This window comes from Pseudomonas sp. XP2 (genome assembly GCF_053557975.1).
Genome location: NZ_JBNRIK010000013.1, coordinates 45,441 through 71,365 on the forward strand (window position 1 = coordinate 45,441; position 25,925 = coordinate 71,365).

The following is a 25,925-nucleotide window of genomic DNA, read 5'->3' on the forward strand; positions in this document are numbered from 1 at the left end:
ATGTCACTGAAAACCCGGCCCCTGCGCCGGGTTTTTTTCATCACCTTTCCCTTGAAGTGATTCTGTTTATCACTTAATAATGAATATCATTATCCAGTAACCCGGCGATGATGTTCATGAAACCCGTCCTGCGCGAACTCCCCTACCTGGAAAACTGGCGCTGGCTCAGCCGGCGCATTCGCTGTGCGCTCGAGCCCGACGAGCCGCGCCTGATCGAGCATTACCTGGCCGAAGGCCGCTATCTGGTGTGCTGCACCGAGACCTCGCCATGGACGGTGGCATTGACCTCCTTCCGCCTGCTGCTGGATACCGCCTGCGACCGCATGCTGCCCTGGCACTGGCGTTGCCTGTGCCTGGATCAGGCCTGGCGCCCCCTGCTGGTGTTGCGCAACCTCGATCGCCACGAAGAAAACCAGCGCTGGCAGCCCTACGCCCTGCAGTTGGCCAATTGCCGTCTGCTGCCCTCCATTTCTCCCGATGAATTGATGCAAGGATTTGATGATGAGTGATACCCGTATCGAGCGTGACAGCATGGGTGAACTGCAGGTGCCGGCCAAGGCCTTGTACGGTGCACAGACCCAGCGCGCGGTCGACAACTTCCCGGTCAGTGGCCTGCGCATGCCGGCCCAGTTCATTCGTGCCCTGTTGCTGGCCAAGGCTGCCGCCGCCAAGGCCAACGTCGAGCTGGAACAACTGTCTGCGGCGCAGGGCCAGGCCATCGTCAAGGCTGTCGAGCAACTCTTGGCGGAGGACTTCATCCAGCACTTCCCGGTGGATGTGTTCCAGACCGGCTCTGGCACAAGCTCGAACATGAACGCCAACGAGGTGATTGCCACCTTGGCCAGCCGCGTGCTGGGTGACGCTGTCAACGCCAACGACCACGTCAACTGTGGCCAGAGCAGCAACGACATCATCCCCACCACCATTCATGTCAGTGCTGCACTGGCCTTGCACGAGCAACTGCTGCCGGCGCTGAGCCACCTGGTACAGGTGATCGAGACCAAGTCGGCGCAAGTGCATCAGTGTGTGAAAACGGGTCGCACCCACTTGATGGACGCCATGCCGGTACGCATGAGCCAAGTGCTGGACGGCTGGGCGGCGCAGATCAACGGTGCCAAGGGGCACATCGAAGCCACCTTGCCAAGCCTGCAGGCGCTGGCCCAGGGCGGTACCGCCGTGGGTACCGGCATCAATGCCCACCCTCAGTTCGCTGCCGGCTTTGCCCGGCAGCTCAGCGGCCTGACCCAGGTCGAGTTTACCCCGGGGCAGAACCTGTTCGCCCTGATCGGCTCGCAGGACACCGCCGTGGCGCTGTCTGGCCAGCTCAAGACCACGGCCGTGGCACTGATGAAGATCGCCAACGACCTGCGCTGGATGAACTCCGGCCCACTGGCCGGCCTGGGCGAAATCGAGCTGCAAGGCTTGCAGCCGGGCTCTTCGATCATGCCTGGTAAGGTCAACCCGGTGATCCCGGAGGCCACTGCCATGGTTGCTGCCCAAGTGATCGGTAACGACGCGACCATCGCTGTTGCTGGCCAGTCCGGCAATTTCGAGCTGAACGTGATGCTGCCGGTGATCGCCCGCAACCTGTTGGAGAGCATCGAGCTGATGGCCAACGTCAGCCGCTTGCTGGCCGACAAGGCCATCGCCAGCTTCAAGGTCAACGAGGACAAGCTCAAGGAAGCCCTGGCGCGCAACCCGATCCTGGTCACTGCGCTGAACCCGATCATTGGTTACCTCAAGGCCGCCGAAATCGCCAAGACCGCCTACAAGCAGGGCCGCCCGATCATCGAGGTGGCGTTGGCGCACACCGATCTTTCGCGTGACCAGCTGCAAGCGCTGCTGGACCCGGAAAAGCTCACTGCCGGCGGTATCTGACCCTGCGTCACCGCCTTAGCGCCATCAGCGCGGAGTAGCAATGCCATGCAGCACTGGAAACGCACGACCGAAACAGCCAACCGCCTGTTCGACCAAGGCGAGCTGGTAGACGCCCGGGAACATTACCTGCAGGCACTGGCGCTGGCACAGGTGCTGTTCGAGCGCTGGCATGACGTTGACGAAGCGGTGGCCGCGTTGGTCATCGCCCACCACAACCTGGCTGACCTGCACCTGCGCCTGAATCAGCCGCACGAAAGCGCCGACTACCTGTGCGCCGCCCACCAGCGGCTGCTGCAGGCCAGCCAGGAGGCGCGTTTGCCCCAGGCTCTGCGTGACGCGGCCCTGCGCCACAGTGGGAGAACCTATACCGAACTGCTGAGCTTCATCGCCGAGTACGGTCAGTACCCACGTACCGAGCGCCTGCTCCACCGCCACAATGCCGGGGGCAGCGAGATCGCTGCCCGGCCGGACGTGGCGCCCAGAACCCATGCCTACGGAATTCACTGACATGCCCCATACCTTGCCTGCTTTGCCTTACGCCTACGATGCACTGGAGCCGCACATCGACGCCCAGACCATGGAGATCCACCACAGCAAGCACCATCAGACCTACGTCAATGGCCTCAATGCCGCCATCGAAGGCACCGAGTGGGCCGAGTGGCCCGTGGAAAAGCTGGTCGGTGCGGTCAAGCAACTGCCGGAAAACCTGCGGGGTGCGGTGACCAACCATGGCGGCGGCCACGCCAACCACAGCCTGTTCTGGACCGTAATGTCACCGCAGGGGGGCGGCGAGCCGCAGGGCCAGCTGGCGCAGGCCATCTCGTCGCAACTGGGCGGTTTCGACGCCTTCAAGGACGCCTTCACCAAAGCGGCGCTGACCCGTTTCGGCAGTGGCTGGGCGTGGCTCAGCGTGACGCCGCAGAAAACCCTGGTGGTGGAAAGCAGCGGTAACCAGGACAGCCCGCTGATGCACGGCAATACGCCAGTTCTTGGTCTGGACGTGTGGGAGCATGCCTATTACCTGAAGTATCAGAACCGTCGTCCGGAATACATCGGTGCTTTCTACAACGTCATTGACTGGGCGGAAGTGGAACGTCGTTATGTTGAAGCCCTGAAGTGAGCCGGACCGGTATGCGCTCTGAAGTGATGTCTGTCAGCAGTGTGCGCCTGTTTCGTCTGGCGCTTGGGACTTTGCTGTTGCTGACCGGCACCGCGCTGCTGGTCGCGCGCGGCCTTGCCTGGCTGGACCTGGAGCCACGCATGTTGCGCGCCCTGGAGGGCGGCGCATTATGCGCACTGGGGACGGCGCTGGGGGCGGTACCGGTACTGGTCATTCGCAACATGCCGGTGGCGCTGGCCGACACGCTGCTGGGCTTCGGCGCAGGCGTGATGCTGGCAGCCACCGCATTTTCCCTGATCATTCCGGGCCTGGACGCGGCCCGGTCCGTAGGTTTCAGCCCATGGGCCGCCGGTGGCCTGATCAGCTTTGGCTTGTTGTTCGGTGCGCTGTGCCTGTTTCTGGTTGACCTCAAGGTGTCTGGCGCCTCGCCAGAAGCACTGGTCGGCACTGGCAACCAGCCGGTGATTGCTGCGCGTATCTGGCTGTTTGTCATTGCCATCGTTGCGCACAACATCCCCGAAGGCATGGCCATCGGTGTGTCGGCAGGTGGGGGCATGGCCGACGCCGACAGCCTGGCCATGGGCATTGCGTTGCAGGATGTGCCCGAGGGACTGGTGATTGCGCTGGTGTTGGCCGGGGCGGGCATGTCGCGTTTCAACGCTTTTCTGATTGGCGCTGCGTCAGGCTTGGTCGAGCCGCTGGCCGCAGTGATCTGTGCCTGGTTGGTGAACATCGCCGAACTGCTGTTGCCGCTGGGCCTTGCCTGCGCGGCAGGGGCGATGCTGCTGGTGGTGACCCAGGAGATCATCCCGGAATCGCGCAGTAACGGCCATCATCGTCTGGCCAGCCTGGGGCTGTGCATCGGGTTTTGCCTGATGATGGTGATGGACACCGCGCTGTCCTGATTCATGATCAGGTTTACGCGTTCCCAGCAGGACCGTGCAGGCTTCTATTCGCCTTCGTCGAAGAAGTTGTTGATCAGCTCGACCAACGCATTCATCGCCTCGTTGTCCTGCTCGCCTTCGGTATGCAGGTGCACCTGGGTGCCTTTGCCGGCTGCCAGCATCATCACCGCCATGATGCTCTTGCCGTCCACCAGCGTGTCCGGCGCGCGCCCAACGCGCACCTGGCAGGGATAACGGCCAGCCACGCCGACGAACTTGGCTGCCGCCCGGGCATGCAGGCCCAGCTTGTTGATAATGGTGATTTCGCGGGCGGGCATCGTGGGGCGGATCCTTGGGCTAGAGGTCGCGGTGGCGGACCTGGACGTTTTTCAGGGATTGCTGCAGCAACTGGCCAAGGCGCTCGGTTATGTACACCGAGCGGTGGTGGCCGCCGGTGCAGCCGATGGCAATGGTAACGTAGGCGCGGTTGCTGGCGGCGAAGCGGGGGAGCCACTTGAGCAGGTAGCTGGAAATGTCGCTGAACATGTCTTCGACATCTGGCTGTGCGCCCAGGTAGTCGATGACCGGTTGCTCGAGGCCGGAGTGTTCGCGCAGTTCAGGCTTCCAGTAAGGGTTGGGCAGGCAGCGCACATCGAACACCAGGTCCGCATCGACCGGCATGCCCCGCTTGAAACCGAACGACTCGACCAGGAACGCGGTGCCAGGCTCGGGCTGGTTGAGCAGGCGCAGCTTGATCGAATCACGCAGTTGATACAGGTTCAGGTTGGTGGTGTCGATCTTCAGGTCAGCCAGGTCGGCGATCGGCCCCAAAAGCTCGCTCTCGACGCGGATCGCCTCGGCCAGCGAGCGGTTGGCATTGGTCAATGGGTGGCGTCGGCGGGTTTCCGAAAAGCGCTTGAGCAGCATGCCTTCGTCGGCATCCAGGAACAGCACATCACACTGGATATTGCGCGCGCGGGCTTCTTCGAGCAATTCGGGGAAGCGCGTCAGGTGGCTGGGCAGGTTACGTGCGTCGATCGACACTGCAACCTTCGGTTGCAGCAGTTCGGTGTTGATCAGCGCCTCTTCCGCCAGCTCCGGCAAGAGCGCGGCGGGCAGGTTGTCAATGCAGTAGAAACCATTGTCTTCCAGGACATCGAGGGCGGTACTCTTGCCGGAGCCGGACCGGCCGCTGACAATGATCAAGCGCATGTTCAGTGCTCGTTCTGTTCGTCCAGGACTACCTGGAAGAGGGCCTCGTTACTGCTGGCGCTACGCAAGCGATCACGAACTTCCTTGCGATCAAGCATGCTGGCAATCTGGCGCAGCAGTTCCAGGTGGGCATCGGTAGCGGCTTCAGGCACCAGCAAGACGAACAGCAGGTCCACGGGCGCGCCATCGATGGCGTCGTATTCGATTGGGGCGTCCAGGTGCAGCAGGGCACTGACCGGTGCGGAGCAACCTTCAAGCCGGCAGTGAGGGATGGCGATGCCATTGCCGAAACCGGTCGAGCCGAGTTTTTCGCGGGCGACCAGTTTTTCGAAGACGTCTTGCATCTCCAGTTCTGGCACTTGATCGGCGATGAGGTTCGCAACCGTTTCCAAGGCGCGCTTTTTACTGCCGCCCGGCACGTTCACGAGGGAACGGCCGGGGGTCAGGATGGTTTCAAGTCGGATCATGGATGAGGGGGATCAGCGGGCAGCTGCACCTTGCAGCAGGCTTTGCTGTTTTTCCTTGTGTTTTTTCAGTTGGCGGTCGAGCTTGTCGGCCAAGGCGTCGATGGCTGCATACATGTCTTGGTCTTCGGCATTGGCAACCACTTCACCGCCAGGAATCTGCAGGGTCGCTTCGACCTTCTGCTGCAGCTTCTCGACTTTCATGATGACCTGCACGTTGGTGATCTTGTCGAAGTGACTTTCCACGCGGGCGAGCTTTTCAAGCACATAATCGCGCAGTGGCTGGGTGACTTCTACATGCTGTCCACTGATATTGACTTGCATACAGCTTCTCCTTTATTGCCCGTGCATAAAGAGGCAGGTCTTGCACCTGCCCCACAAACGCTGTGGCGCATCTCAGGGGCTACATCAGTCGCTTGCGTTCGCTCGACGGTGCTATGCCGAGCGACTCGCGGTACTTGGCGACGGTGCGACGGGCTACCTGGATGCCTTGTGCCTCCAGTAAACCAGCGATCTTGCTGTCACTCAATGGCTTTTTCTGATTTTCCGCTGCAACCAGTTTTTTGATGATCGCGCGGATCGCTGTAGACGAGCATTCTCCGCCTTCGGAGGTGCTGACGTGGCTGGAGAAAAAGTATTTCAGTTCGTAGATGCCACGCGGGGTGTGCATGTATTTTTGCGTGGTAACCCGAGAGATGGTCGACTCATGCATCCCCACCGCTTCGGCGATGTCATGCAGCACCAGCGGCTTCATTGCTTCATCACCATGGTCGAGGAAACCGCGCTGGTGCTCGACGATCTGCGTGGCAACCTTCATCAGGGTTTCGTTGCGGCTTTGCAGGCTCTTGATGAACCAGCGCGCTTCCTGCAACTGGTTGCGCATGAAGGTGTTGTCGGCACTGGTGTCGGCGCGGCGCACGAAGCCTGCGTATTGCGGGTTGACCCGCAGGCGCGGGATGGCTTCCTGGTTCAGCTCCACCAGCCAGCGGTCGCTGTCTTTACGCACGATGACGTCGGGCACCACGTACTCGGGTTCGCTGGACTCGATCTGTGAGCCAGGGCGCGGGTTGAGGCTTTGTACCAGCTCGATGACCTGGCGCAGCTCGTCTTCCTTGATTTTCATGCGCCGCATCAGCTGGCTGTAGTCGCGGCTGCCGAGCAGGTCGATGAAATCGGTGACCAAGCGCTTGGCTTCGGTCATCCACGGAGTGTTGGCAGGCAGCTGGCGCAGTTGCAGCAGCAGGCATTCACCCAGGTTACGGGCGCCGACGCCGGCCGGTTCGAACTGCTGGATACGGTGCAGCACCGCTTCGACCTCGTCCAGCTCGATATCCAGCTCCGGGTCGAAACCGGCGCAGATTTCCTCAAGGGTGTCTTCCAGGTAGCCCTGGCCGTTGATGCTGTCGATGAGGGTAACGGCGATCAGGCGGTCGGTGTCGGACATCGGCGCCAGGTTCAGTTGCCACAGCAGGTGGCTTTGCAGGCTTTCGCCGGCCGATGTGCGGGTGGTGAAGTCCCACTCATCGTCATCGTTGCTCGGCAGGCTGCTGGCGCTGGTCTGGTAGATGTCTTCCCAGGCGGTATCGACCGGAAGCTCGTTGGGGATCCGCTCGCCCCACTCGCCATCTTCCAGGTTGTCGGCACTGACGGTGCTTTCCTGAAAGCTGTTGTCCTGGGCTTCGGCTGCCGGCTTGTTCTCGGCGTTGTCCGCCATCGGGTCGCTGTTGTCGAAGTCCTCGCCGTCTTCCTGACGTTCGAGCATCGGGTTCGACTCCAGCGCTTCCTGGATTTCCTGTTGGAGGTCCAGGGTGGAAAGCTGGAGCAGACGGATGGCCTGTTGCAACTGCGGTGTCATCGTCAGTTGCTGGCCCATTTTTAGGACGAGCGATGGTTTCATGGCTGGGGCTTAATACCTTGTTCGCCGGCGCGCATGCGCCATCCACTACACGAGGGCGCCGGGGCGCCAGATCAAGCAAGTTTTATGCCTTAAATTGTAGCGTTTGCCTAGAGCGCTGTAACAACTTTACCCGCGGTTTCACGGCTATGTGCCAGTGCTCCAGGCGCTTCCCCTGGGTCAGAGCCGGAACTCGTGGCCCAGGTAAACCTCTTTGACCAGGTCGTTGGCCAGGATGGTCTCGGCATCGCCTTCAGCGATCAGTCGGCCATCATTGACGATATAGGCGGTCTCGCAGATATCCAGCGTCTCGCGCACGTTGTGGTCGGTAATCAGCACACCGATGCCCTTGGCCTTGAGGTGGTGGATGATCTGCTTGATGTCACCAACCGAGATCGGGTCGACACCGGCGAAGGGTTCGTCCAGCAGGATGAACTTGGGTGCGGTTGCCAGGGCGCGGGCAATCTCGACGCGGCGGCGTTCACCACCGGAAAGGCTCATGCCGAGGTTGTCGCGAATGTGGCTGATGTGGAACTCCTGCAGCAGGCTTTCCAGCTCTTTGCGGCGGCCGTCGCGGTCGAGGTCCTTGCGGGTCTCGAGAATGGCCATGATGTTGTCGGCCACCGACAGTTTACGGAAGATCGAGGCTTCCTGCGGCAAGTAGCCGATGCCGGCACGGGCGCGGCCGTGCATGGGCTGGTGGCTGACATCGAGGTTGTCGATGAGCACGCGCCCCTGCTCGGCCTGGACCAGCCCGACAATCATGTAGAAGCAGGTGGTCTTGCCGGCGCCGTTGGGGCCGAGCAGGCCGACGATCTGGCCACTGTCGATCGACAGACTGACATCACGTACGACCTGCCGCCCCTTGTAGCTCTTGGCCAGATGCTGGGCTTTGAGGGTTGCCATTTACTCGGCCTTCTTCTTGGGCTGGATCACCATGTCGATGCGCTGACGTGGCTGGGTCACGTTGCCACCACGACCGGCGGTCGCCACCTGGGACTTGGTGTTGTAGACGATCTTCTCGCCTTCGGTCGTGTTGCCCTCGTTTTCGACCTTGGCGCGGTCGGTGAGGATCACGGTGTCTTTCTGCGCCTGGTACTGGATTGTCACTGCCCAGCCTTTCATCTTGTCTGGCTTGGCAGCGCTCTGTTGTTGCTCGAAGTAGGCCAGGTTGCCGACCGAGGTGACCACATCGATGTCGCCGTTGGCGGCGCGGGTCATGGTCACGGTGTTGCCTTTGATCATCATCGAACCTTGGGTGATGATCACGTCACCGGTATAGGTGGCCACGCCTTGCTTGTCATCCAGATGGGCCTGGTCGGCCTGGATGCGGATCGGCTGATCACGGTCATTCGGCAGTGCGAAGGCGCTCGCGCTTCCCAGTGCTGCGCTCAGGCTGAGCAAAAGGGGGAGGGTTTTAACGAGCCTCATACTGTCCTCTTACGTTAGAGAGCAGGTCCATCCTGCTTTCTTTCAAATACGCTTTCATTCCTTTGCCCGTAGTCGTGCCACCGGCGCCGTCGATTCTAACGGCTTGCTCGGTCTGCGCATATTGCTTCTGCGGGAACACGGTCATGCGTGAACTGGTAATGATGGTTTCACGCTGTTTTTCGTCGATGCGTGCAATTCGTACCTTGTCGATCAGCTCGACCTCGGTGCCGTCCGGGTTGACCTCGGCGCGGGTGCTTTGCACGTGCCACGGGTATTGGGTGCCGCGGTACAGGTGCAGGTCCGGCGTGGTCACCAAGGTGATTTCGCTGGTCTTCATGTGCTCGACCTTGTCGGCGGTCATTTCGTACTGCAGCTTGCCGTCGGGCAGAAATTGCACACTGTGCGCGTTGATCGCATAGTAGTCGATGGCGCTTTCGTCGACCTGGGCCACCGGCTTGTCGAGGAAGCTTTCCGGGCTGACATTCCAGTAGCCGACCGCCGCCAGCAGGGCGGCGATCACTGCTAGCAGCGCAATATTGCGGGCTTTCTTGCTGAACATGGGCAGCCTTACAGGTAGTTGGCGTTGGCAGCGTCCAGGGTACCCTGGGCCTGCATGATCAGTTCGCAGAATTCACGGGCTGCGCCTTCGCCGCCGCGTGCCTGGGTCACGCCGTGAGCGTGCTGGCGAACAAACGGGGCGGCGCTGGCCACGGCCATGCCCAATGCCACCCGGCGAATGACCGGCAGGTCGGGCAGGTCATCGCCCAGGTAGGCCACTTGATCATAGCTTAGGCCCAGTTCGGCGAGCAGGCCGTCAAGCACGACCAATTTGTCCTCGCGGCCCTGGTACAGGTGCGGGATGCCGAGGTTTTTTGCCCGGCGCTCGACCACAGGGGTTTTGCGCCCGCTGATGATCGCGGTGGCCACACCCGAGGCCATGAGCATCTTGATGCCCTGGCCGTCGAGGGTATTGAAGGTCTTGAACTCGCTGCCATCTTCGAGGAAGTACAGGCGCCCGTCGGTGAGCACGCCGTCTACGTCGAACACTGCCAGCTTGATGGCTTTGCCGCGTTGCATGAGGTCCTGGTTCATTCCATCGCTCCTTACATTACACCGGCGCGCAGCAGGTCGTGCATGTTCAGGGCGCCGGTCGGGCGGCCCTCGCGGTCCACCACCACCAGTGCGCTGATCTTGTGGTCTTCCATGATCTTCAGGGCTTCGGCAGCGAGCATGTCGGCGCGGGCCGTTTTGCCGTGCACGGTCATGACCTGGTCGACCAGGGTGGTGTGTACGTCGATGTTGCGGTCCAGGCTGCGGCGCAGGTCGCCGTCGGTGAAGATCCCGGCCAGCGTGCCGTCGGCTTCGACGATCACGGTCATGCCCAGGCCTTTGCGGGACATTTCAAGCAGCGCATCCTTGAGCAGGGTGCCGCGGGCTACCTGGGGCAGCTCGTCGCCGCTGTGCATCACGTTCTCGACCTTGAGCAGCAGGCGACGGCCCAGTGCACCGCCCGGGTGCGAGAAGGCAAAGTCTTCAGCGGTGAAACCGCGGGCTTCGAGCAGGGCGATGGCCAGGCAGTCGCCCAGCACCAGCGATGCCGTGGTGGAGGAGGTGGGTGCGAGGTTAAGCGGGCAGGCCTCTTGCGCGACGCGGGCGTCGAGGTTGACCTCGGCGGCCTGGGCCAGGGGCGAGTCCGGGTTGCCGGTCAGGCTGACCAGCTTGATGCCCAGGCGCTTGATCAACGGCAGCAGGGTGACGATTTCGGCAGTGCTGCCGGAATTGGAAAGCGCAAGGATGACATCATCGCGGGTAATCATGCCCATGTCGCCATGGCTGGCTTCGGCCGGGTGCACGAAAAACGCCGGGGTCCCGGTGCTGGCCAGGGTGGCGGCGATCTTGTTGCCGATATGCCCGGACTTGCCCATGCCGACCACGACCACCCGGCCCTTGCTGGCCAGGATCAGCTCGCAGGCTTTGACGAAATTGTCGTCGATGCGCGCCAGCAGGGCCTCTACGGCCTCGAGTTCCAGGCGCAGGGTGCGTTGGGCGGATTGAATCAGCTCGCTGGATTGGCTCATGTCGAGAAAGCAATGCCTGATGAAAAGGTCGCGATTATACGCGCAATGACGAAAACCCTCACCCCTTCGATTGCTGTAGCGAATGTCATCAAAGCCTGTCACGGGGCTGAACGACTGCTTGTCCGGCCTTGGGGCGGCACTGTCAGCGGTGCTATAGTTCGCCGCTATTCGGCCTGCCAGGGGCGCTTGTGCCTTCCTGATGGAGGCCGGCGTCCATTAGGACGAGGCTGCACTAGCAAGGAGTCTAGATGAGTGTGGATAGCGCCTACGCGGTCGAGTTGAAGGGGGTTACCTTCAAACGTGGTTCGCGCAGCATTTTCAGCAACGTCGACATTCGCATCCCGCGCGGCAAGGTCACCGGCATCATGGGGCCATCGGGTTGCGGCAAGACCACGTTGCTCCGCCTGATGGGTGCGCAATTGCGCCCCTCCAGCGGTGAGGTATGGGTTGCCGGCCAGAACCTGCCGACGCTGTCGCGCAGCGACCTGTTCGACGCCCGCAAACAGATGGGTGTGCTGTTTCAGAGTGGCGCGCTGTTCACCGACCTCGATGTGTTCGAGAACGTCGCGTTCCCGCTGCGCGTGCACACCCAGCTGTCGGACGAAATGATCCGCGACATCGTGCTGATGAAGCTGCAGGCCGTGGGCCTGCGGGGTGCCATCGACCTGATGCCTGATGAATTGTCCGGTGGCATGAAGCGCCGTGTGGCGCTGGCGCGGGCAATTGCCCTGGACCCGCAGATCCTTATGTACGACGAGCCGTTCGTCGGCCAGGACCCGATCGCCATGGGCGTACTGGTGCGCCTGATCCGCTTGCTCAACGATGCCCTGGGCATTACCAGCATCGTCGTTTCCCACGACCTGGCGGAAACCGCCAGCATCGCCGACTACCTCTACGTGGTAGGCGACGGCCAGGTGCTGGGGCAGGGGACGCCCGACGAGCTGATGGGCTCGGACAACCCTCGCATTCGCCAGTTCATGAAGGGCGACCCGGACGGCCCGGTACCCTTCCACTTTCCTGCGCCTGACTACCGCGCCGACCTGCTGGGAGCGCGTTGATGCGCAGAAAATCCTTACTCGAACGTGTTCGCCTGCTGGGCCGTTCGGCAATCGATGTGCTGGCCGTGCTCGGGCGTTCCTGCCTGTTCCTGTTCCATGCGCTGGTTGGCCGTGGCGGTATCGGCGGCGGCTTCCAGCTGCTGACCAGGCAGCTGTACTCGGTGGGCGTGTTGTCGCTGGCGATCGTTGTCGTGTCCGGGGTGTTTATCGGCATGGTGCTGGCGCTGCAGGGCTACAGCATCCTGGCCAGGTACGGTTCGGAGCAGGCAGTGGGGCAGATGGTCGCCCTGACCCTGCTGCGTGAGCTCGGCCCGGTGGTAACGGCGTTGCTGTTCGCCGGCCGTGCAGGGTCCGCGCTGACCGCCGAAATCGGCAACATGAAGTCGACCGAGCAGCTGTCGAGCCTGGAAATGATCGGCGTCGACCCGCTCAAGTACATCGTCGCGCCGCGCCTGTGGGCCGGTTTCATCTCGCTGCCGTTGCTGGCGCTGATCTTCAGCGTGGTCGGCATCTGGGGTGGCTCGTGGGTGGCCGTGGACTGGCTGGGCGTCTACGAAGGCTCGTTCTGGGCCAACATGCAGAACAGTGTTTCTTTCACTGACGACGTGCTTAACGGGCTGATCAAGAGCCTGGTGTTCGCCTTCGTCACAACCTGGATTGCCGTATTCCAGGGGTACGACTGCGAGCCCACCTCAGAAGGGATCAGCCGTGCCACCACCAAGACCGTGGTCTATGCCTCGTTGGCAGTGCTGGGTCTGGACTTTATTCTGACCGCCTTGATGTTTGGAGATTTCTGATGCAAAACCGCACCCTGGAAATCGGTGTCGGCCTGTTCCTCCTGGCCGGGATCCTGGCGCTGCTGCTGCTGGCCCTGCGTGTCAGCGGGCTGTCGGCCAGCCCGAGCAGCGATACCTATAAAGTTTATGCCTACTTCGACAATATCGCCGGTTTGACGGTCAGAGCTAAAGTGACCATGGCCGGTGTGACCATCGGCAAGGTCACCGCCATCGATCTGGACCGGGATTCCTACACCGGTCGGGTGACGTTGCAGCTGGACAAGTCGGTGGACAACCTGCCGACCGACTCCACGGCCTCGATCCTGACTGCCGGTCTGCTTGGCGAGAAGTACATCGGCATCAGCGTGGGCGGCGAAGATCAGGTGCTCAAGGATGGCGCGACCATCCACGACACCCAGTCGGCCTTGGTGCTGGAAGATCTGATTGGCAAGTTCCTGCTCAACTCCGTTGGCAAGGAACCGAAAGAAGCGCAACCGGCTAATTAAGGAGTATCCATGATTTCGATCCTGCGACGTGGCCTGCTGGTCCTGCTGGCGGCCTTCCCTCTGCTGACCCTGGCGGCGCAGTCGCCTCACGAGGTGGTTCAGGGCACGACCAATGAACTGCTGGGTGACCTCAAGGCCAACAAGGAGCAGTACAAGTCCAACCCCAGCGCCTTCTACGATGCGCTCAACCGCATCCTGGGCCCGGTGGTGGACGCTGACGGTATTTCCCGCAGCATCATGACCGTCAAGTACTCGCGCAAGGCCACACCTGAGCAGATGCAGCGCTTCCAGGAAAACTTCAAGCGCAGCCTGATGCAGTTCTATGGCAATGCGCTGCTCGAATACAACAACCAGGGCATCGTCGTCGACCCGGCCAAAGCCGATGACGGCAAGCGCGCCAGCGTAGGCATGAAGGTCACCGGTAACAACGGTGCCGTTTACCCGGTGCAGTACACCCTTGAAAACATCGGTGGTGAGTGGAAGGTGCGTAACGTCATCGTCAACGGCATCAACATTGGCAAGCTGTTCCGTGACCAGTTTGCCGATGCCATGCAGCGCAATGGCAACAACCTGGACAAGACCATCGACGGCTGGGCGGGTGAAGTGGCCAAGGCCAAGCAGGCAGCAGACAGCTCGCCTGACAAGGAAGTGAAATGAGTGAGGCCGGCGTAAGCATGGCTGAGCCAGGCGTTATGCGCCTGGCCGGCGTGCTGGACTACCGTACCGGCCCCGCCTTGCGCAAGCAGGGCAAGTCGCTGATCGACGCCTCCCGCGAGCCGCACCTGGTGCTGGATTGCTCGGCTGTCGAAAAGTCGTCGAGCGTTGGCCTGTCGCTGTTGCTTGCGTTCATTCGCGATGGCCAAGCCACCGGCAAGGCCTGCGAGGTCCGCGGCATGCCTGACGACATGCGGGAAATTGCCGAGGTCTATGACCTTGATGAAGTGCTGGCAACCTGATGGCCCGGCACGGATGATGGCCCCTCGGTCAGCGAAGCCCTCGTTGGGCTTCGCAGGCGGGGGGCTTTTTTGTATGATGGCCGACCCGTGCGCATCGGGCGCCGATTGAGGTTGAGCATGCAGGCCGTAGAAGTTAAAAGCTTCCTTGAAGAGAAATTGCCGGGTTCCCGGGTCGAAGTTGAAGGCGAAGGCTGCAACTTCCAGTTGAACGTGATCAGCGACGAGTTGGCTGGCCTGAGCCCGGTCAAACGCCAGCAGGCGATCTATGCTCACCTGAACCCATGGATCGCCAATGGCAGCATCCATGCGGTAACCATGAAATTTTTCAGCAGCGCAGCCTGGGCTGAGCGCACCTGAGCCAACTTGGCGGCGAGACTCCAATGGACAAACTGATTATTACTGGCGGCGCTCGCCTTGACGGCGAGATCCGCATTTCGGGCGCGAAGAACGCAGCCTTGCCGATTCTGGCGGCGACCCTGCTGGCCGATGGCCCGGTCACCGTGGGCAACCTGCCACACCTGCACGACATCACCACCATGATCGAGCTGTTCGGCCGCATGGGCATCGAGCCTGTGATCGACGAGAAGCTGTCGGTGGAGATCGACCCACGCACCATCAAGACCCTGGTTGCGCCTTACGAGCTGGTCAAGACCATGCGCGCCTCGATCCTGGTACTGGGCCCGATGGTTGCCCGTTTCGGCGAAGCCGAAGTGGCCCTGCCTGGCGGTTGCGCCATTGGTTCGCGCCCGGTCGACCTGCACATCCGCGGCCTCGAGGCCATGGGCGCGAAGATCGAAGTGGAAGGTGGCTACATCAAGGCCAAGGCGCCTGAGGGTGGCCTGCGCGGTGCGCACTTCTTCTTCGACACCGTCAGCGTCACCGGTACCGAGAACATCATGATGGCCGCTGCCCTGGCCAAGGGCCGCAGCGTGTTGCAGAACGCCGCGCGCGAGCCTGAAGTGGTCGACCTGGCCAACTTCATCAATGCCATGGGCGGCAATGTCCAGGGCGCCGGTACCGACACCATTACCATCGATGGCGTCGAGCGCCTGCACTCGGCCAGCTACCGCGTCATGCCGGACCGCATCGAGACCGGTACCTACCTGGTCGCTGCTGCCGTGACCGGTGGCCGCGTCAAGGTCAAGGACACCGACCCGACCATCCTTGAAGCCGTACTGGAAAAACTCAAGGAAGCCGGTGCCGACATCAACACCGGCGAAGACTGGATCGAGCTGGACATGCATGGCAAGCGGCCAAAGGCCGTCAACCTGCGTACCGCCCCGTACCCGGCGTTCCCGACCGACATGCAGGCGCAGTTCATTTCGCTCAACGCCATTGCCGAAGGCACCGGCGCGGTGATCGAAACCATCTTCGAAAACCGCTTCATGCACGTTTACGAAATGCACCGCATGGGCGCGCAGATCCAGGTCGAGGGCAACACTGCCATCGTCACTGGCGTCAAGTCGCTCAAAGGTGCCCCGGTCATGGCCACCGATCTGCGTGCGTCCGCCAGCCTGGTGCTGTCGGCGCTGGTTGCCGAAGGCGATACCCTGATCGACCGCATCTACCACATCGACCGTGGTTACGAGTGCATCGAAGAGAAACTGCAGATGCTCGGCGCGAAAATCCGCCGCGTACCGGGCTAATAGCCCGCAGGTGCAAGGATGCACCTTTCGAATTGAATGCGGCCAGGTCGATGACCTGGCCGGCAGCAGCCGCTTAAGGACCGACGTTCCAATGTTGACCATCGCGCTTTCCAAAGGCCGTATTCTCGACGACACCCTGCCGTTGCTGGCCGAGGCCGGTATTGTGCCGACCGAGAACCCGGACAAGAGCCGCAAACTGATCATCCCCACCACGCAGGACGATGTGCGCCTGCTGATCGTGCGTGCGACCGATGTGCCGACCTATGTCGAGCATGGTGCCGCCGACCTGGGTGTGGCCGGCAAGGACGTGCTGATGGAGTACGGCGGCCAGGGTATGTACGAACCCCTGGACCTGCAGATTGCCCAGTGCAAGCTGATGACTGCCGGCGTGGTCGGCGCACCCGAGCCCAAGGGCCGCCTGCGCGTGGCCACCAAGTTCGTCAACGTAGCCAAACGCTACTACGCCGAACAGGGCCGTCAGGTCGATATCATCAAATTGTACGGTTCGATGGAACTGGCACCGCTGATCAACCTCGCCGACAAGATCATCGACGTGGTCGACACTGGCAACACTCTGCGTGCCAACGGCCTGGAGCCCCAGGACCTGATCGCCACGATCAGCTCGCGCCTGGTGGTCAACAAGGCTTCCATGAAAATGCAGCACGCCCGTATCCAGAGCCTGATCGACACGCTGCGTCAAGCAGTCGAATCGCGACACCGCGGCTGACTCTCTACCGACTGCGCGCGGCTTTCGCCGTCGCGCCCGTCTATCCGCGTCATAGCCACTTTTCTCGGGTGCCCGCGCGGATGGACTGGTAGCCTAGGGTGCCTGAGCATTCGCTAATAATCGAGGCCCTCGCCATGACCGTGTCCACTGCAATTGCCCGTCTCAACGCTGCTGATCCGGATTTCGCCCGACATCTGGATCATCTGCTGAGCTGGGAGAGTGTGTCCGATGACGCGGTCAACCAGCGCGTGCTCGACATCATCAAGGGCGTGCGCGAGCGCGGCGATGCGGCACTGGTAGAGTTCACCCAGCGTTTCGACGGCGTTTCGGCCAACAGCATCGATGACCTGATCCTCGGTCGCGAGCGCCTGGAGCTGGCCCTGACCCGCATTACCCCGGTCCAGCGCGAAGCCTTGGAAAAGGCCGCCAACCGCGTGCGCATGTACCACGAACGGCAGAAGCAGGACTCCTGGCAGTACACCGAGGCCGACGGCACCGTGCTGGGTCAGAAGGTCACCCCGCTGGACCGTGCAGGCCTGTATGTGCCGGGCGGCAAGGCGTCGTACCCTTCGTCGGTGCTGATGAACGCCATTCCGGCCAAGGTTGCCGGCGTGGCCGAAGTGGTAATGGTAGTGCCGACCCCGCGTGGCGAGGTCAATGAACTGGTGCTGGCTGCCGCCTGCATCGCCGGTGTGGACCGCGTATTCACCGTCGGTGGTGCCCAGGCGGTTGCTGCACTGGCCTACGGCACCGAGAGCGTGCCGCAGGTGGACAAGATCGTCGGCCCGGGCAACATCTACGTAGCCACCGCCAAACGCCACGTATTCGGCCAGGTAGGCATCGACATGATCGCCGGCCCGTCGGAAATCCTCGTGGTATGCGACGGCCAGACCGACCCGGACTGGATCGCCATGGACCTCTTCTCCCAGGCCGAGCACGATGAAGACGCCCAGGCCATCCTGGTCAGCCCGGATGCCGCATTCCTCGACCGTGTTGCGGCCAGCATCAGCAAGCTGCTGCCGACCATGGAACGTGCCGACATCATCGAGAAGTCGATCAATGGCCGTGGTGCACTGATCCAGGTGCGTGACATGCAACAGGCCATGGACGTGGCCAACCGCATTGCCCCGGAGCACCTGGAACTGTCGGTGGCCGACCCGCAAGCCTGGTTGCCGCACATTCGCCACGCTGGCGCGATCTTCATGGGCCGTCACACCAGCGAAGCGCTGGGCGATTACTGCGCCGGGCCCAACCACGTGCTGCCTACCTCCGGCACCGCGCGGTTCTCGTCGCCGTTGGGGGTGTATGACTTCCAGAAGCGTTCGTCGATCATTTTCTGCTCCGAGCAGGGCGCGTCCGAGCTGGGCCACACGGCTTCGGTCCTGGCCCGTGGCGAGTCGCTGACCGCCCACGCCCGCAGCGCCGAATACCGTATCCTGACCCAAGAGAAGGGGAACTGAGCATGAGTCGATTCTGGAGCCCCTTCGTCAAGGACCTGGTGCCTTATGTGCCGGGCGAGCAACCCAAGCTGGCCCGTCTGGTCAAGCTGAACACCAACGAAAACCCCTACGGCCCGTCGCCCAAGGCGCTGGAGGCCATGCGTGGCGAGCTTAACGACAACCTGCGCTTGTACCCGGACCCGAACGGTGACCGGCTGAAGCAGGCGGTCGCCGAGTACTACGGCGTAACCCCGGCGCAAGTGTTTGTCGGCAACGGCTCGGACGAGGTGCTGGCGCACATCTTCCACGGCCTGTTCCAGCACGATGCGCCGCTGTTGTTCCCGGACATCAGCTACAGCTTCTACCCGGTCTATTGCGGCCTGTACGGTATTGCCTTCGAGCAGGTGGCGCTGGATGAGCAGTTCCAGATCCGCATCGAGGACTACAACAAGCCAAATGCCGGCATCATCTTCCCCAACCCCAATGCGCCGACTGGCTGCCTGATGCCGCTGCAGGCGGTGGAACAGTTGCTGCAGGCCAACCGTGACTCGGTGGTGGTGGTCGATGAGGCCTACATCGATTTCGGTGGCGAGACGGCCATCAGCCTGGTGGACCGCTACGACAATCTGCTGGTTACCCAGACGTTGTCGAAGTCGCGCTCGTTGGCTGGCTTGCGGGTGGGGCTGGCGGTAGGGCATCCGGACCTGATCGAGGCGCTGGAGCGGATCAAGAACAGCTTTAACTCCTATCCCTTGGACCGTGCTGCGATCGTTGGCGCGGCGGTGGCATTCGAAGACCGCGAGTATTTCGAGGAAACCTGCCGCAAGGTGATCGAGAGCCGCGAGGTCTTGGTCAGGCAGCTTGAGGCCAAGGGTTTCGAGGTACTGCCTTCGGCCGCCAACTTCATCTTTGCCCGCCACCCGCACCAAGATGCCGGCGAACTGGCTGCACGCCTGCGCGAGCAAGGTGTGATCGTGCGCCACTTCAAGCAGCCGCGCATTGCCCAGTTCCTGCGCATTACCATCGGCACGCCAGACATGAACCAGGCGCTGCTCGATGCGTTGAACTGACGTGATTGATGGCCCTGCGCTTCCACAGAATAGCTGCTAACTGCCTGATTTAGCAGTCGCCCTGTGGGAGCGGGCTTGCCCCGCGAACACCGGCGAAGCCGGTGCCAGGCACCGCGCCCCCTATTCGCAGGGCATGCCCACAGCCTAACGGCTGCTCTCTTCGACCCCGAACGCCTGGGTTCAAATACCTGGTGGTTTGCCCGGCTGCCCGATATCCACTAAGCTCTGTCGATTCATCGGATGATTGGTTGAGTGAGATGGGTACCGAGTTGACCAAGCGCTCTCTCGTGGAGCTGGCCGTGGAGCGCATGCGCGAGCGTATCGTGATGGGCGATTGGCAGGTCGGGCAGCGCTTGCCGACTGAGCCGGAGCTGGCCCATCAGCTGGGCATAAGCCGCAACACCGTGCGCGAGGCGATGCGCGTGCTGGCTTTCAGTGGCCTGGTGGAAATTCGTCAGGGCGACGGTAGCTACTTGCGCACGGCGCATGACCCCTTGCAGGCGGTGCAGGCAATGTCGCGCTGCACCCCGGAGCAGGCCCGGGAAACCCGCCATATCCTTGAGGCTGAAGCCGTTGGCCTGGCGGCGCTGCGCCGAACGGATACTGACCTGCAAGCGCTGCGTGATGCCTTGGCCGGCAGTGCCGGGCACTTTCACGGGGATGTCGATGAATATGTAGCGTGCGACCTGGTATTTCACCAGCGGCTGGTCGATGCCGCGCACAACCCGGCGTTAAGCGAGCTGTACCGGTACTTTGCCGGGGTGGTGGCGGCTGCTCTGAAGCACAACATGGCAACCGTGCCCCGTTGCCAATCCACGTTCGATCTGCATGGGCAGATCCTCGACGCCGTCGAACAACGTGATGCGGAGCGGGCCAAGCGCCTGAGCCGTACCCTCATCGAATCCTGACTCCGAGAAGGCCATGGCTGAATCCATAACCCATAACACCCCGCGCAACGAGCGCGACCTCGATGAGCTTTTGATCGATGCCGAAGCTGACGATGAGCAGGTTCAGCAGCAACCTGTGGTGTTGCGGCGGCCTTGGCTGTTGCTGCTTGGCCTGGTGCTGGTTGCATTGAACCTGCGCCCGGCGCTGTCGAGCATGGCGCCGGTGCTGGGGCAGGTGTCCGAGGGCCTCGGGCTTAATGCCTCGCAGGCCGGCTTGCTGACCACCTTGCCGGTACTTTGCCTTGGTTTGTTTGCCCCGCTGGCACCGGTGCTCGCGCGGCGCTTTGGCAGCGAGCGGGTGATCCTCGGCATTCTCGTCACCCTGGCGCTAGGCATCGTGGTACGAAGCGCCTTTGGGGCTGTCGGGGTGTTTCTCGGCAGCCTGATGGCGGGGGCCAGCATCGGCATCATCGGCGTCTTGTTGCCAGGTATCGTCAAACGCGACTTCCCGCAACATGCTGGCACGCTGACTGGCGTCTACACCATGGCGTTGTGCCTGGGTGCGGCGATGGCGGCGGGGGCGACGGTGCCTTTGGCCCAGCATTTTGAGGGTGGTTGGGCAATGGGGCTGGGCTTCTGGGCGTTGCCGGCGTTGCTGGCCATGTTGGTGTGGCTGCCGCAGGCGCGACGGGGGCATGGCCTGCACAAGGTGGCCTATCGCGTGCGTGGCCTGTGGCGTGACCCGCTGGCCTGGCAGGTAACCCTGTACATGGGCCTGCAGTCATCGCTGGCCTACATCGTGTTCGGTTGGTTGCCGTCGATCCTCATCGGCCGCGGCCTGAGCCCGACCGACGCAGGCCTGGTGTTGTCGGGGTCGGTGATCGTGCAACTGGTCAGCTCGCTCAGTGCGCCCTGGCTGGCCACCCGTGGCAAGGACCAGCGGCTGGCCATCGTGCTGGTCATGCTCATCACCCTGGCCGGCCTGTTCGGTTGCCTGTATGCACCGTTGTCCGGGTTGTGGGGATGGGCCGTGGTGCTGGGCCTGGGGCAAGGTGGCACCTTTGCCCTGGCGCTGACCTTGATCGTGCTGCGCTCGAAAGATGCCCATGTGGCGGCGAACCTGTCGAGCATGGCCCAGGGGGTAGGTTACACCCTGGCGTCGATGGGGCCGTTTGCGGTGGGCCTGGTGCACGACATCACCGGGGGCTGGGCGGCACTGGGCTGGATTTTTGCCGTGCTGGGCATTGGCGCCATCGTATTCGGGCTGGGTGCCGGGCGTGCTTTGCATGTGCAGGTGACCTGCGAGAAAGTTTGAGGCATGTGCTGGCACTGCCGGCGCTATCGCGGGTAAAGCCGCTTCCGCTGGCATTGCACACATTTTGCGGGCAGCGTGATCCCTGTGGGGCCGGCACTGGCATAAGCCTGCGGAGCAGATTATGGTGCTGTTTTCGAGCCCTGGACGGATCTGCCCCATGAGCGACGCCAACCGCGACCTGATCACCCGCTTCTACCAGGCTTTCCAGCGCCTGGACGCCGAGGCCATGGTGGCCTGTTACAGCGACGATATCGTTTTCAGCGACCCGGTTTTCGGCACCCTGCGCGGCAGGGATGTGGGCGACATGTGGCGGATGCTCACTACCCGGGCCAAAAACTTCACCCTGGCATTCGACAGTGTGCGCGCCGACGAGCGCAGTGGCGGCGCGCACTGGGTGGCGACCTACCTGTTCAGCCAGACCGGCCGTGTTGTGGTCAACGACATCCAGGCACGGTTTGTGATTCGCGACGGGTTGATCTGCCAGCATGACGATACCTTCGACTTGTGGCGCTGGTCGCGGCAGGCATTGGGTGTGCCGGGTATGTTGCTGGGGTGGTCACCCATGCTCAAGAACAAGGTGCGCCAGCAGGCCTTCAAGGGCCTGCGCGCTTACCAGCACAGTCAGGGCAGCGCTACAGCCTGATCGCCGTCGTGGTAGCTGAACCTGGCACCGTCCTGCAGTGACTTCGGCAGTTGTATGCGGATGACGGGAATGAAGCTGCCGTGGGTCTGGTGCCAGTCGCGTTGGTCCGCCTGAGCCTGCTCAAGCGCGCCGTATGGGCCGTCGATGTAGAAGAACGATTGGATGGGCAAGCTGCCGGAGCGTGCTTCGTCCCACGCGCCGATCATCACCTCGTTCCACGGGAATGGCATTTCAGCGGCGAACAATTGCTTGACCCGCAGGCTTTGGTGGAAAGCCTCGGCCCGCTCCGGCACCCGGGCGCGCTGGATGTCGAAGGCACATTGCTGTTTGTAGTCACCGGTTTTTCTGAACTGCGCGATCCAGTCCTCGGCCGTCAGGATGCCTTGCTCATGGCAGACGGTTTCGACATCCGCCGTCTGGCGGTTGTCGCCGCAGCCGCGGGAGCCGCGTTCCCAGGTATCGCCGTCGCTGGGCATGGCGCAGAGCATTTCATAGCGCAGGGTGCCTTTGGGCCTTTGCAGCATGGGGTGCAGGGTGAAACCGCTGCGGCCATCTTCTGCCAGGCGGGTCACCGGAATATCTGCGCGCAGGTAGGAAAACGACACCGCACCTTTGGCCTTGGAGTTGGGGCTGTGGTGCCAGGTGTGATACGCGGGCGAGGGCCGGGTCGACCTTAGCAGCACCCCGGAACAGGCATGGGCGGGTACGGCTTCGCCCTCGCATTGTGGCGGGGTCGCGTCGTAGTTGGCCTGCATTTTTTGGGCGACCTTTGCGCCGATCGAGGCGTTGGCGGTAACGGCGATGGTCGACAGCGTTGCGCCGAGCAGTATTTGCGGTAGTGTGCGGAACATGATGTAGCCCTAAAGCGTTGGGCTCACCAAATTAATCATCGAAAGAGCTGGCGTCGTGAGTGAAGAATTGCCGCAACCGGTAGCGAAACCCTGGTATGTCTACCTTGTGCGTGCCGCCAATGGTTCGCTCTACTGCGGCATCAGTGACGACCCGCAGCGGCGTTTCGTGGCGCATCAGAAAGGGCAGGGCGCGCGGTATTTCAAGACCAGCCCCGCGCAGGCGCTGGTGTATGTGGAGCAGTGGCCGAACAAAGGCGAGGCATTGCGCCAGGAGCGCCTGGTGAAGCGGCTGCGCAAGTCGGCCAAGGAGGCGCTGGTCGCCTCCTATGCAGGCAGCTGATCAGTCCTTGCGGCGCTTGAGCTGATCGACCAGCTGCGTTGGCAGGCCCTTGATGACCAAGGTACCAGCCTCTTCGTCATATTCAACCTTGTCCCCCAGCAGGTGCGCCTCGAAGCTGATCGACAGGCCTTCGGCCCGGCCAGTGAAGCGACGGAACTGGTTGAGGGTGCGTTTGTCTGCGGGGATTTCCGGAGACAGGCCGTAATCCTTGTTGCGGATATGGTCGTAAAACGCCTTGGGCCGGTCCTCGTCGATCAGGCTGGACAGCTCTTCCAGCGTGACCGGTTCGCCCAGCTTGGTCTGGGTGGTGGCGTAATCGACCAGGGTCTGGGTCTTTTCGCGGGCAGACGCTTCCGGCAGGTCTTCGCTCTCGACGAAGTCACTGAAAGCCTTGAGCAGGGTGCGGGTTTCGCCTGGGCCGTCGACGCCTTCCTGGCAGCCGATGAAGTCGCGGAAATAGTCCGAGACCTTTTTGCCGTTCTTGCCCTTGATGAACGAAATGTACTGTTTGGAACTCTTGTTGTTCTGCCATTCCGACAGGTTGATGCGCGCTGCCAGGTGCAGCTGGCCAAGGTCTAGGTGGCGCGAAGGCGTTACATCAAGCTCGGCGTTCACTGCCACGCCTTCGCTGTGGTGCAGCAGGGCAATCGCCAGGTACTCGGTCATGCCTTGCTGGTAATGGGCAAACAGGGTGTGCCCGCCGGTGGACAGGTTGGACTCTTCCATCAGCTTTTGCAGGTGTTCCACCGCCACGCGGCTGAAGGCGGTGAAGTCCTTTTCCTCATCGAGGTACTGCTTCAGCCAGCCACTGAGCGGGTAGGCCCCAGACTCACCGTGGAAAAAACCCCAGGCCTTGCCTTGCTTGGCGTTGTAACTGTCGTTGAGGTCTGCCAGCAGGTTTTCGATGGCATCGGATGCGGCCAGCTCGGCGTCGCGGGCATGCAGTACAGCAGGGCTGCCATCGGGCTTTTTGTCGATCAGGTGAACGATGCAATGACGGATTGGCATGGGATTCTCGGCGAGCTGCAAAAGTTGGCAAGTTTACCCTAGACACAAGGTGATGCAGTGGCCGTATGTTGGCAGATATGTCGGTTGTTCGTTTTTTGTTCAGTTTTCTGCGTTTTAGGCTAAAACCCCCGAAAAACCTGCATTAAATCGAAGTGCGCAGCGGATATTTATCCATTCCTGTGGTAGTTTTGCGCGGTCTTGCGCCCCTCGTGTGGCGCAGTGCTGGCAGCGTGCTGTCGTCGTGTCGAACCAAACGCCGATTTATGTATCTACATACGCAATTGGCGCGGCCCTCCACTGTAAGGGGCTGGCCCGATAACGTCGTAGTTCGCTGCATAACCATCGAATTTGATAGGGAAGGAACACCACCATGGCATTGACCAAAGACCAACTGATTGCCGACATCGCCGAATCGATCGCCGCGCCAAAAACCACCGCCAAGAACGCTCTGGAGCAACTGGGCCAGATCGTTGCCGACCAGCTGGAAAACGGCGCTGAAATCACTCTGCCAGGCATCGGCAAGCTGAAAGTCTCCGAGCGTCCTGCCCGTACCGGCCGCAACCCTTCGACTGGCGCTGCCATCGAAATCGCTGCCAAGAAAGTCGTCAAGTTCGTTCCAGCCAAAGTGCTGACCGATGCCATCAACAAGTAATTGTTGAAGCGTTGACAAAAACCGCGCCTGGCTTGCCCAGGCGCGGTTTTTTCATGCCTGGGTTTTACGCCGGGCGTGCCAGGCCTTGCGCGCGGCGTCGTCCTGGAAGCTCCAGGCGACCATGCGGCTCTGCTTCTGGCCCTGGCCCATGTCATGGATGCGCACGGCTTTGGCGCCTGCTTTGCTGAGCGCAGCCTCGATACCCGGCAGGTTGCTGGCTTTGGATACCAGGCTGGTGAACCACAACACCTGCTCGGCGTATTGCACGCTTTCGCCAACCAGTTGGCTGACAAAGCGGATTTCACCGCCTTCACACCACAGTTCATTGTTCTGGCCGCCGAAGTTCAGCACCGGCAGCTTGCGCTTGGGGTCCTGCTTGCCCAGGTTCTTCCACTTGCGTTGGCTGCCACGGGTGGCTTCCTCGCGCGAGGCATGGAAGGGCGGGTTGCACAGGGTCAGGTCGAAGCGGTCGTCGTCCTGCAGCAAGCCGCTGAGAATATGCGCGCGGTTGGCCTGCTGGCGCAGGGTGATGGCCTTGCCCAGGCCATTGGCCTGGACAATGGCTTTGGCCGAGGCCAGGGCCACGGGGTCGATGTCCGAGCCGAGGAAGCGCCAGCGGTAGTCACTGTAGCCCAGCAGCGGGTAGATGCAGTTGGCGCCAACGCCGATATCCAGCGCACGCACCTTGGCGCCCTTGGGGATTTCACCCGCATTGTCGTCGGCCAACAGGTCGGCGGCCACGTGGATGTAGTCGGCGCGGCCGGGAATGGGCGGGCACAGGTAGTCGGCGGGGATGTCCCAGTGCTGAATGCCGTACTGGGCCTTGAGCAGGGCACGGTTGAACACCCGCACGGCTTCGGGGTTGGCGAAGTCGATGCTGGGTTTGCCGTGTGGGTTGGTAATGGTGAAACGGGCCAGGTCAGGGTGGGCCTTGATCAGGCTGGGGAAGTCGTAACGGCCCTGGTGGCGGTTGCGCGGGTGCAAGGTGGGTTTGTTTTGGGTCATGCTCGGGTCCGGTGCTGCAGGTGCTGGCCAGAGGGCCGCTGTGGGCCCATTCGCGGCACAAGGCCGCGCCCCCACGATAGCGGCG

Annotated in this window: 33 protein-coding genes; 20 read left to right on the top strand and 13 right to left on the bottom strand. The window is 62.0% G+C overall.

All coding sequences use genetic code 11. The features are described from left to right. Positions 1-107: 107 nt before the first annotated feature. The 5 genes from ACK1VC_RS15530 to ACK1VC_RS15550 are packed head-to-tail and all read left to right on the top strand — an operon-like array spanning position 108 to position 3,903. Complete coding sequence (locus ACK1VC_RS15530; RefSeq protein ID WP_023046946.1) at positions 108-509, top strand: hypothetical protein; 402 nt, start codon at positions 108-110, stop codon at positions 507-509. Beyond that, positions 502-1,878 carry a class II fumarate hydratase gene (locus ACK1VC_RS15535; protein ID WP_191087310.1) on the top strand — a complete coding sequence of 459 codons (1,377 nt, stop codon included), beginning with the start codon at positions 502-504 and terminating at the stop codon, positions 1,876-1,878. The genes ACK1VC_RS15530 and ACK1VC_RS15535 overlap by 8 nt, the downstream gene beginning before the upstream one ends. A 45-nt stretch (positions 1,879-1,923) precedes the next feature. Next, complete coding sequence (locus tag ACK1VC_RS15540) at positions 1,924-2,385, top strand: hypothetical protein (protein ID WP_023046947.1); 462 nt, start codon at positions 1,924-1,926, stop codon at positions 2,383-2,385. A 1-nt stretch (position 2,386) separates the two neighbouring features. After that, a complete protein-coding gene (locus ACK1VC_RS15545; RefSeq protein ID WP_023046948.1) occupies positions 2,387-2,998 on the top strand; it encodes a superoxide dismutase in 612 nt (203 codons plus the stop codon). An 11-nt stretch (positions 2,999-3,009) separates the two neighbouring features. Then, complete coding sequence (locus ACK1VC_RS15550; RefSeq protein WP_016485033.1) at positions 3,010-3,903, top strand: ZIP family metal transporter; 894 nt, start codon at positions 3,010-3,012, stop codon at positions 3,901-3,903. Positions 3,904-3,947: 44 nt separating this feature from the next. Here the strand turns inward: ACK1VC_RS15550 and ACK1VC_RS15555 are convergent, their stop codons facing one another. The 10 genes from ACK1VC_RS15555 to ACK1VC_RS15600 form a co-directional block, all read right to left on the bottom strand. Continuing rightward, positions 3,948-4,220 carry an HPr family phosphocarrier protein gene (locus tag ACK1VC_RS15555; protein WP_016485034.1) on the bottom strand — a complete coding sequence of 91 codons (273 nt, stop codon included), beginning with the start codon at positions 4,218-4,220 and terminating at the stop codon, positions 3,948-3,950. A 19-nt stretch (positions 4,221-4,239) separates the two neighbouring features. Further along, on the bottom strand, positions 4,240-5,094 hold the full coding sequence (rapZ, locus tag ACK1VC_RS15560) for an RNase adapter RapZ (protein WP_016485035.1): 855 nt from the start codon (positions 5,092-5,094) through the stop codon (positions 4,240-4,242). 2 nt (positions 5,095-5,096) lie between these two features. After that, a complete protein-coding gene (gene ptsN, locus ACK1VC_RS15565; protein ID WP_016485036.1) occupies positions 5,097-5,561 on the bottom strand; it encodes a PTS IIA-like nitrogen regulatory protein PtsN in 465 nt (154 codons plus the stop codon). Positions 5,562-5,573: 12 nt separating this feature from the next. Beyond that, positions 5,574-5,882 carry a ribosome hibernation-promoting factor, HPF/YfiA family gene (gene hpf / locus ACK1VC_RS15570; RefSeq protein WP_016485037.1) on the bottom strand — a complete coding sequence of 103 codons (309 nt, stop codon included), beginning with the start codon at positions 5,880-5,882 and terminating at the stop codon, positions 5,574-5,576. A 79-nt stretch (positions 5,883-5,961) separates the two neighbouring features. Continuing rightward, entirely contained in the window at positions 5,962-7,455 is a 1,494-nt protein-coding gene (locus tag ACK1VC_RS15575; RefSeq protein ID WP_024717623.1) for an RNA polymerase factor sigma-54, read from the bottom strand. Positions 7,456-7,632: 177 nt separating this feature from the next. Further along, positions 7,633-8,358: an LPS export ABC transporter ATP-binding protein gene (gene lptB, locus ACK1VC_RS15580; RefSeq protein WP_003255132.1), complete on the bottom strand. Its 726-nt coding sequence runs from the start codon at positions 8,356-8,358 to the stop codon at positions 7,633-7,635. Beyond that, entirely contained in the window at positions 8,359-8,883 is a 525-nt protein-coding gene (lptA, locus tag ACK1VC_RS15585; RefSeq protein WP_016485039.1) for a lipopolysaccharide transport periplasmic protein LptA, read from the bottom strand. After that, entirely contained in the window at positions 8,870-9,442 is a 573-nt protein-coding gene (gene lptC / locus ACK1VC_RS15590) for an LPS export ABC transporter periplasmic protein LptC (RefSeq protein ID WP_016485040.1), read from the bottom strand. Before lptC ends, lptA begins: the two co-directional genes overlap by 14 nt. Before the next feature lie 8 nt (positions 9,443-9,450). After that, positions 9,451-9,975, bottom strand: a complete 525-nt coding sequence (locus ACK1VC_RS15595; RefSeq protein WP_016485041.1) for a KdsC family phosphatase — start codon at positions 9,973-9,975, stop codon at positions 9,451-9,453. Positions 9,976-9,986: 11 nt separating this feature from the next. After that, positions 9,987-10,961 (bottom strand): KpsF/GutQ family sugar-phosphate isomerase, encoded by a 975-nt coding sequence (locus ACK1VC_RS15600; RefSeq protein ID WP_016485042.1) that lies wholly within the window; start codon positions 10,959-10,961, stop codon positions 9,987-9,989. Positions 10,962-11,209: 248 nt separating this feature from the next. On the opposite strand from ACK1VC_RS15600, the gene ACK1VC_RS15605 reads away from it, so the two are divergent. The 13 genes from ACK1VC_RS15605 (at position 11,210) to ACK1VC_RS15665 (ending at position 21,984) form a co-directional block, all read left to right on the top strand. Next, complete coding sequence (locus ACK1VC_RS15605) at positions 11,210-12,019, top strand: ATP-binding cassette domain-containing protein (protein WP_016485043.1); 810 nt, start codon at positions 11,210-11,212, stop codon at positions 12,017-12,019. Then, positions 12,019-12,816, top strand: coding sequence for a lipid asymmetry maintenance ABC transporter permease subunit MlaE (gene mlaE, locus ACK1VC_RS15610; protein ID WP_016485044.1), 798 nt, complete (start codon positions 12,019-12,021; stop codon positions 12,814-12,816). The genes ACK1VC_RS15605 and mlaE overlap by 1 nt, the downstream gene beginning before the upstream one ends. Next, positions 12,816-13,301, top strand: a complete 486-nt coding sequence (mlaD, locus tag ACK1VC_RS15615) for an outer membrane lipid asymmetry maintenance protein MlaD (protein WP_016485045.1) — start codon at positions 12,816-12,818, stop codon at positions 13,299-13,301. The genes mlaE and mlaD overlap by 1 nt, the downstream gene beginning before the upstream one ends. A gap of 9 nt (positions 13,302-13,310) precedes the next feature. Beyond that, positions 13,311-13,958 (top strand): MlaC/ttg2D family ABC transporter substrate-binding protein, encoded by a 648-nt coding sequence (locus ACK1VC_RS15620; RefSeq protein WP_016485046.1) that lies wholly within the window; start codon positions 13,311-13,313, stop codon positions 13,956-13,958. Further along, positions 13,955-14,257 carry an STAS domain-containing protein gene (locus ACK1VC_RS15625; RefSeq protein WP_016485047.1) on the top strand — a complete coding sequence of 101 codons (303 nt, stop codon included), beginning with the start codon at positions 13,955-13,957 and terminating at the stop codon, positions 14,255-14,257. The genes ACK1VC_RS15620 and ACK1VC_RS15625 overlap by 4 nt, the downstream gene beginning before the upstream one ends. Before the next feature lie 117 nt (positions 14,258-14,374). Then, positions 14,375-14,614, top strand: a complete 240-nt coding sequence (locus tag ACK1VC_RS15630) for a BolA family protein (RefSeq protein WP_003255121.1) — start codon at positions 14,375-14,377, stop codon at positions 14,612-14,614. Positions 14,615-14,637: 23 nt separating this feature from the next. Beyond that, on the top strand, positions 14,638-15,903 hold the full coding sequence (gene murA, locus ACK1VC_RS15635; RefSeq protein ID WP_016485049.1) for a UDP-N-acetylglucosamine 1-carboxyvinyltransferase: 1,266 nt from the start codon (positions 14,638-14,640) through the stop codon (positions 15,901-15,903). A gap of 91 nt (positions 15,904-15,994) precedes the next feature. Then, positions 15,995-16,630, top strand: coding sequence for an ATP phosphoribosyltransferase (gene hisG / locus ACK1VC_RS15640; protein ID WP_016485050.1), 636 nt, complete (start codon positions 15,995-15,997; stop codon positions 16,628-16,630). A gap of 134 nt (positions 16,631-16,764) precedes the next feature. Beyond that, positions 16,765-18,090: a histidinol dehydrogenase gene (hisD, locus tag ACK1VC_RS15645; RefSeq protein WP_023046950.1), complete on the top strand. Its 1,326-nt coding sequence runs from the start codon at positions 16,765-16,767 to the stop codon at positions 18,088-18,090. A gap of 2 nt (positions 18,091-18,092) precedes the next feature. Then, positions 18,093-19,139, top strand: a complete 1,047-nt coding sequence (hisC, locus tag ACK1VC_RS15650; RefSeq protein WP_016485052.1) for a histidinol-phosphate transaminase — start codon at positions 18,093-18,095, stop codon at positions 19,137-19,139. A 257-nt stretch (positions 19,140-19,396) separates the two neighbouring features. Continuing rightward, on the top strand, positions 19,397-20,047 hold the full coding sequence (locus ACK1VC_RS15655; protein ID WP_191087311.1) for a FadR/GntR family transcriptional regulator: 651 nt from the start codon (positions 19,397-19,399) through the stop codon (positions 20,045-20,047). Between the two features lie 13 nt (positions 20,048-20,060). Next, on the top strand, positions 20,061-21,341 hold the full coding sequence (locus ACK1VC_RS15660) for a CynX/NimT family MFS transporter (RefSeq protein WP_060517603.1): 1,281 nt from the start codon (positions 20,061-20,063) through the stop codon (positions 21,339-21,341). 157 nt (positions 21,342-21,498) lie between these two features. After that, positions 21,499-21,984 carry a nuclear transport factor 2 family protein gene (locus ACK1VC_RS15665; protein ID WP_016485055.1) on the top strand — a complete coding sequence of 162 codons (486 nt, stop codon included), beginning with the start codon at positions 21,499-21,501 and terminating at the stop codon, positions 21,982-21,984. Here the strand turns inward: ACK1VC_RS15665 and ACK1VC_RS15670 are convergent. Next, positions 21,963-22,835, bottom strand: coding sequence for a hypothetical protein (locus ACK1VC_RS15670; RefSeq protein ID WP_016485056.1), 873 nt, complete (start codon positions 22,833-22,835; stop codon positions 21,963-21,965). The two genes, ACK1VC_RS15665 and ACK1VC_RS15670, sit on opposite strands and share 22 nt — an antisense overlap. Positions 22,836-22,890: 55 nt before the next feature. On the opposite strand from ACK1VC_RS15670, the gene ACK1VC_RS15675 reads away from it, so the two are divergent. Then, positions 22,891-23,175 (top strand): GIY-YIG nuclease family protein, encoded by a 285-nt coding sequence (locus tag ACK1VC_RS15675; RefSeq protein WP_016485057.1) that lies wholly within the window; start codon positions 22,891-22,893, stop codon positions 23,173-23,175. On the opposite strand, the gene yejK is transcribed toward ACK1VC_RS15675, so the two are convergent. Next, positions 23,176-24,183: a nucleoid-associated protein YejK gene (yejK, locus tag ACK1VC_RS15680; RefSeq protein ID WP_016485058.1), complete on the bottom strand. Its 1,008-nt coding sequence runs from the start codon at positions 24,181-24,183 to the stop codon at positions 23,176-23,178. 370 nt (positions 24,184-24,553) lie between these two features. Between yejK and ACK1VC_RS15685 the strand changes: the two genes are divergently transcribed. Beyond that, positions 24,554-24,835, top strand: a complete 282-nt coding sequence (locus tag ACK1VC_RS15685; RefSeq protein WP_023046954.1) for an HU family DNA-binding protein — start codon at positions 24,554-24,556, stop codon at positions 24,833-24,835. Between the two features lie 51 nt (positions 24,836-24,886). On the opposite strand, the gene rlmF is transcribed toward ACK1VC_RS15685, so the two are convergent. Further along, a complete protein-coding gene (gene rlmF / locus ACK1VC_RS15690) occupies positions 24,887-25,840 on the bottom strand; it encodes a 23S rRNA (adenine(1618)-N(6))-methyltransferase RlmF (protein ID WP_016485059.1) in 954 nt (317 codons plus the stop codon). Positions 25,841-25,925 lie beyond the last annotated feature (85 nt).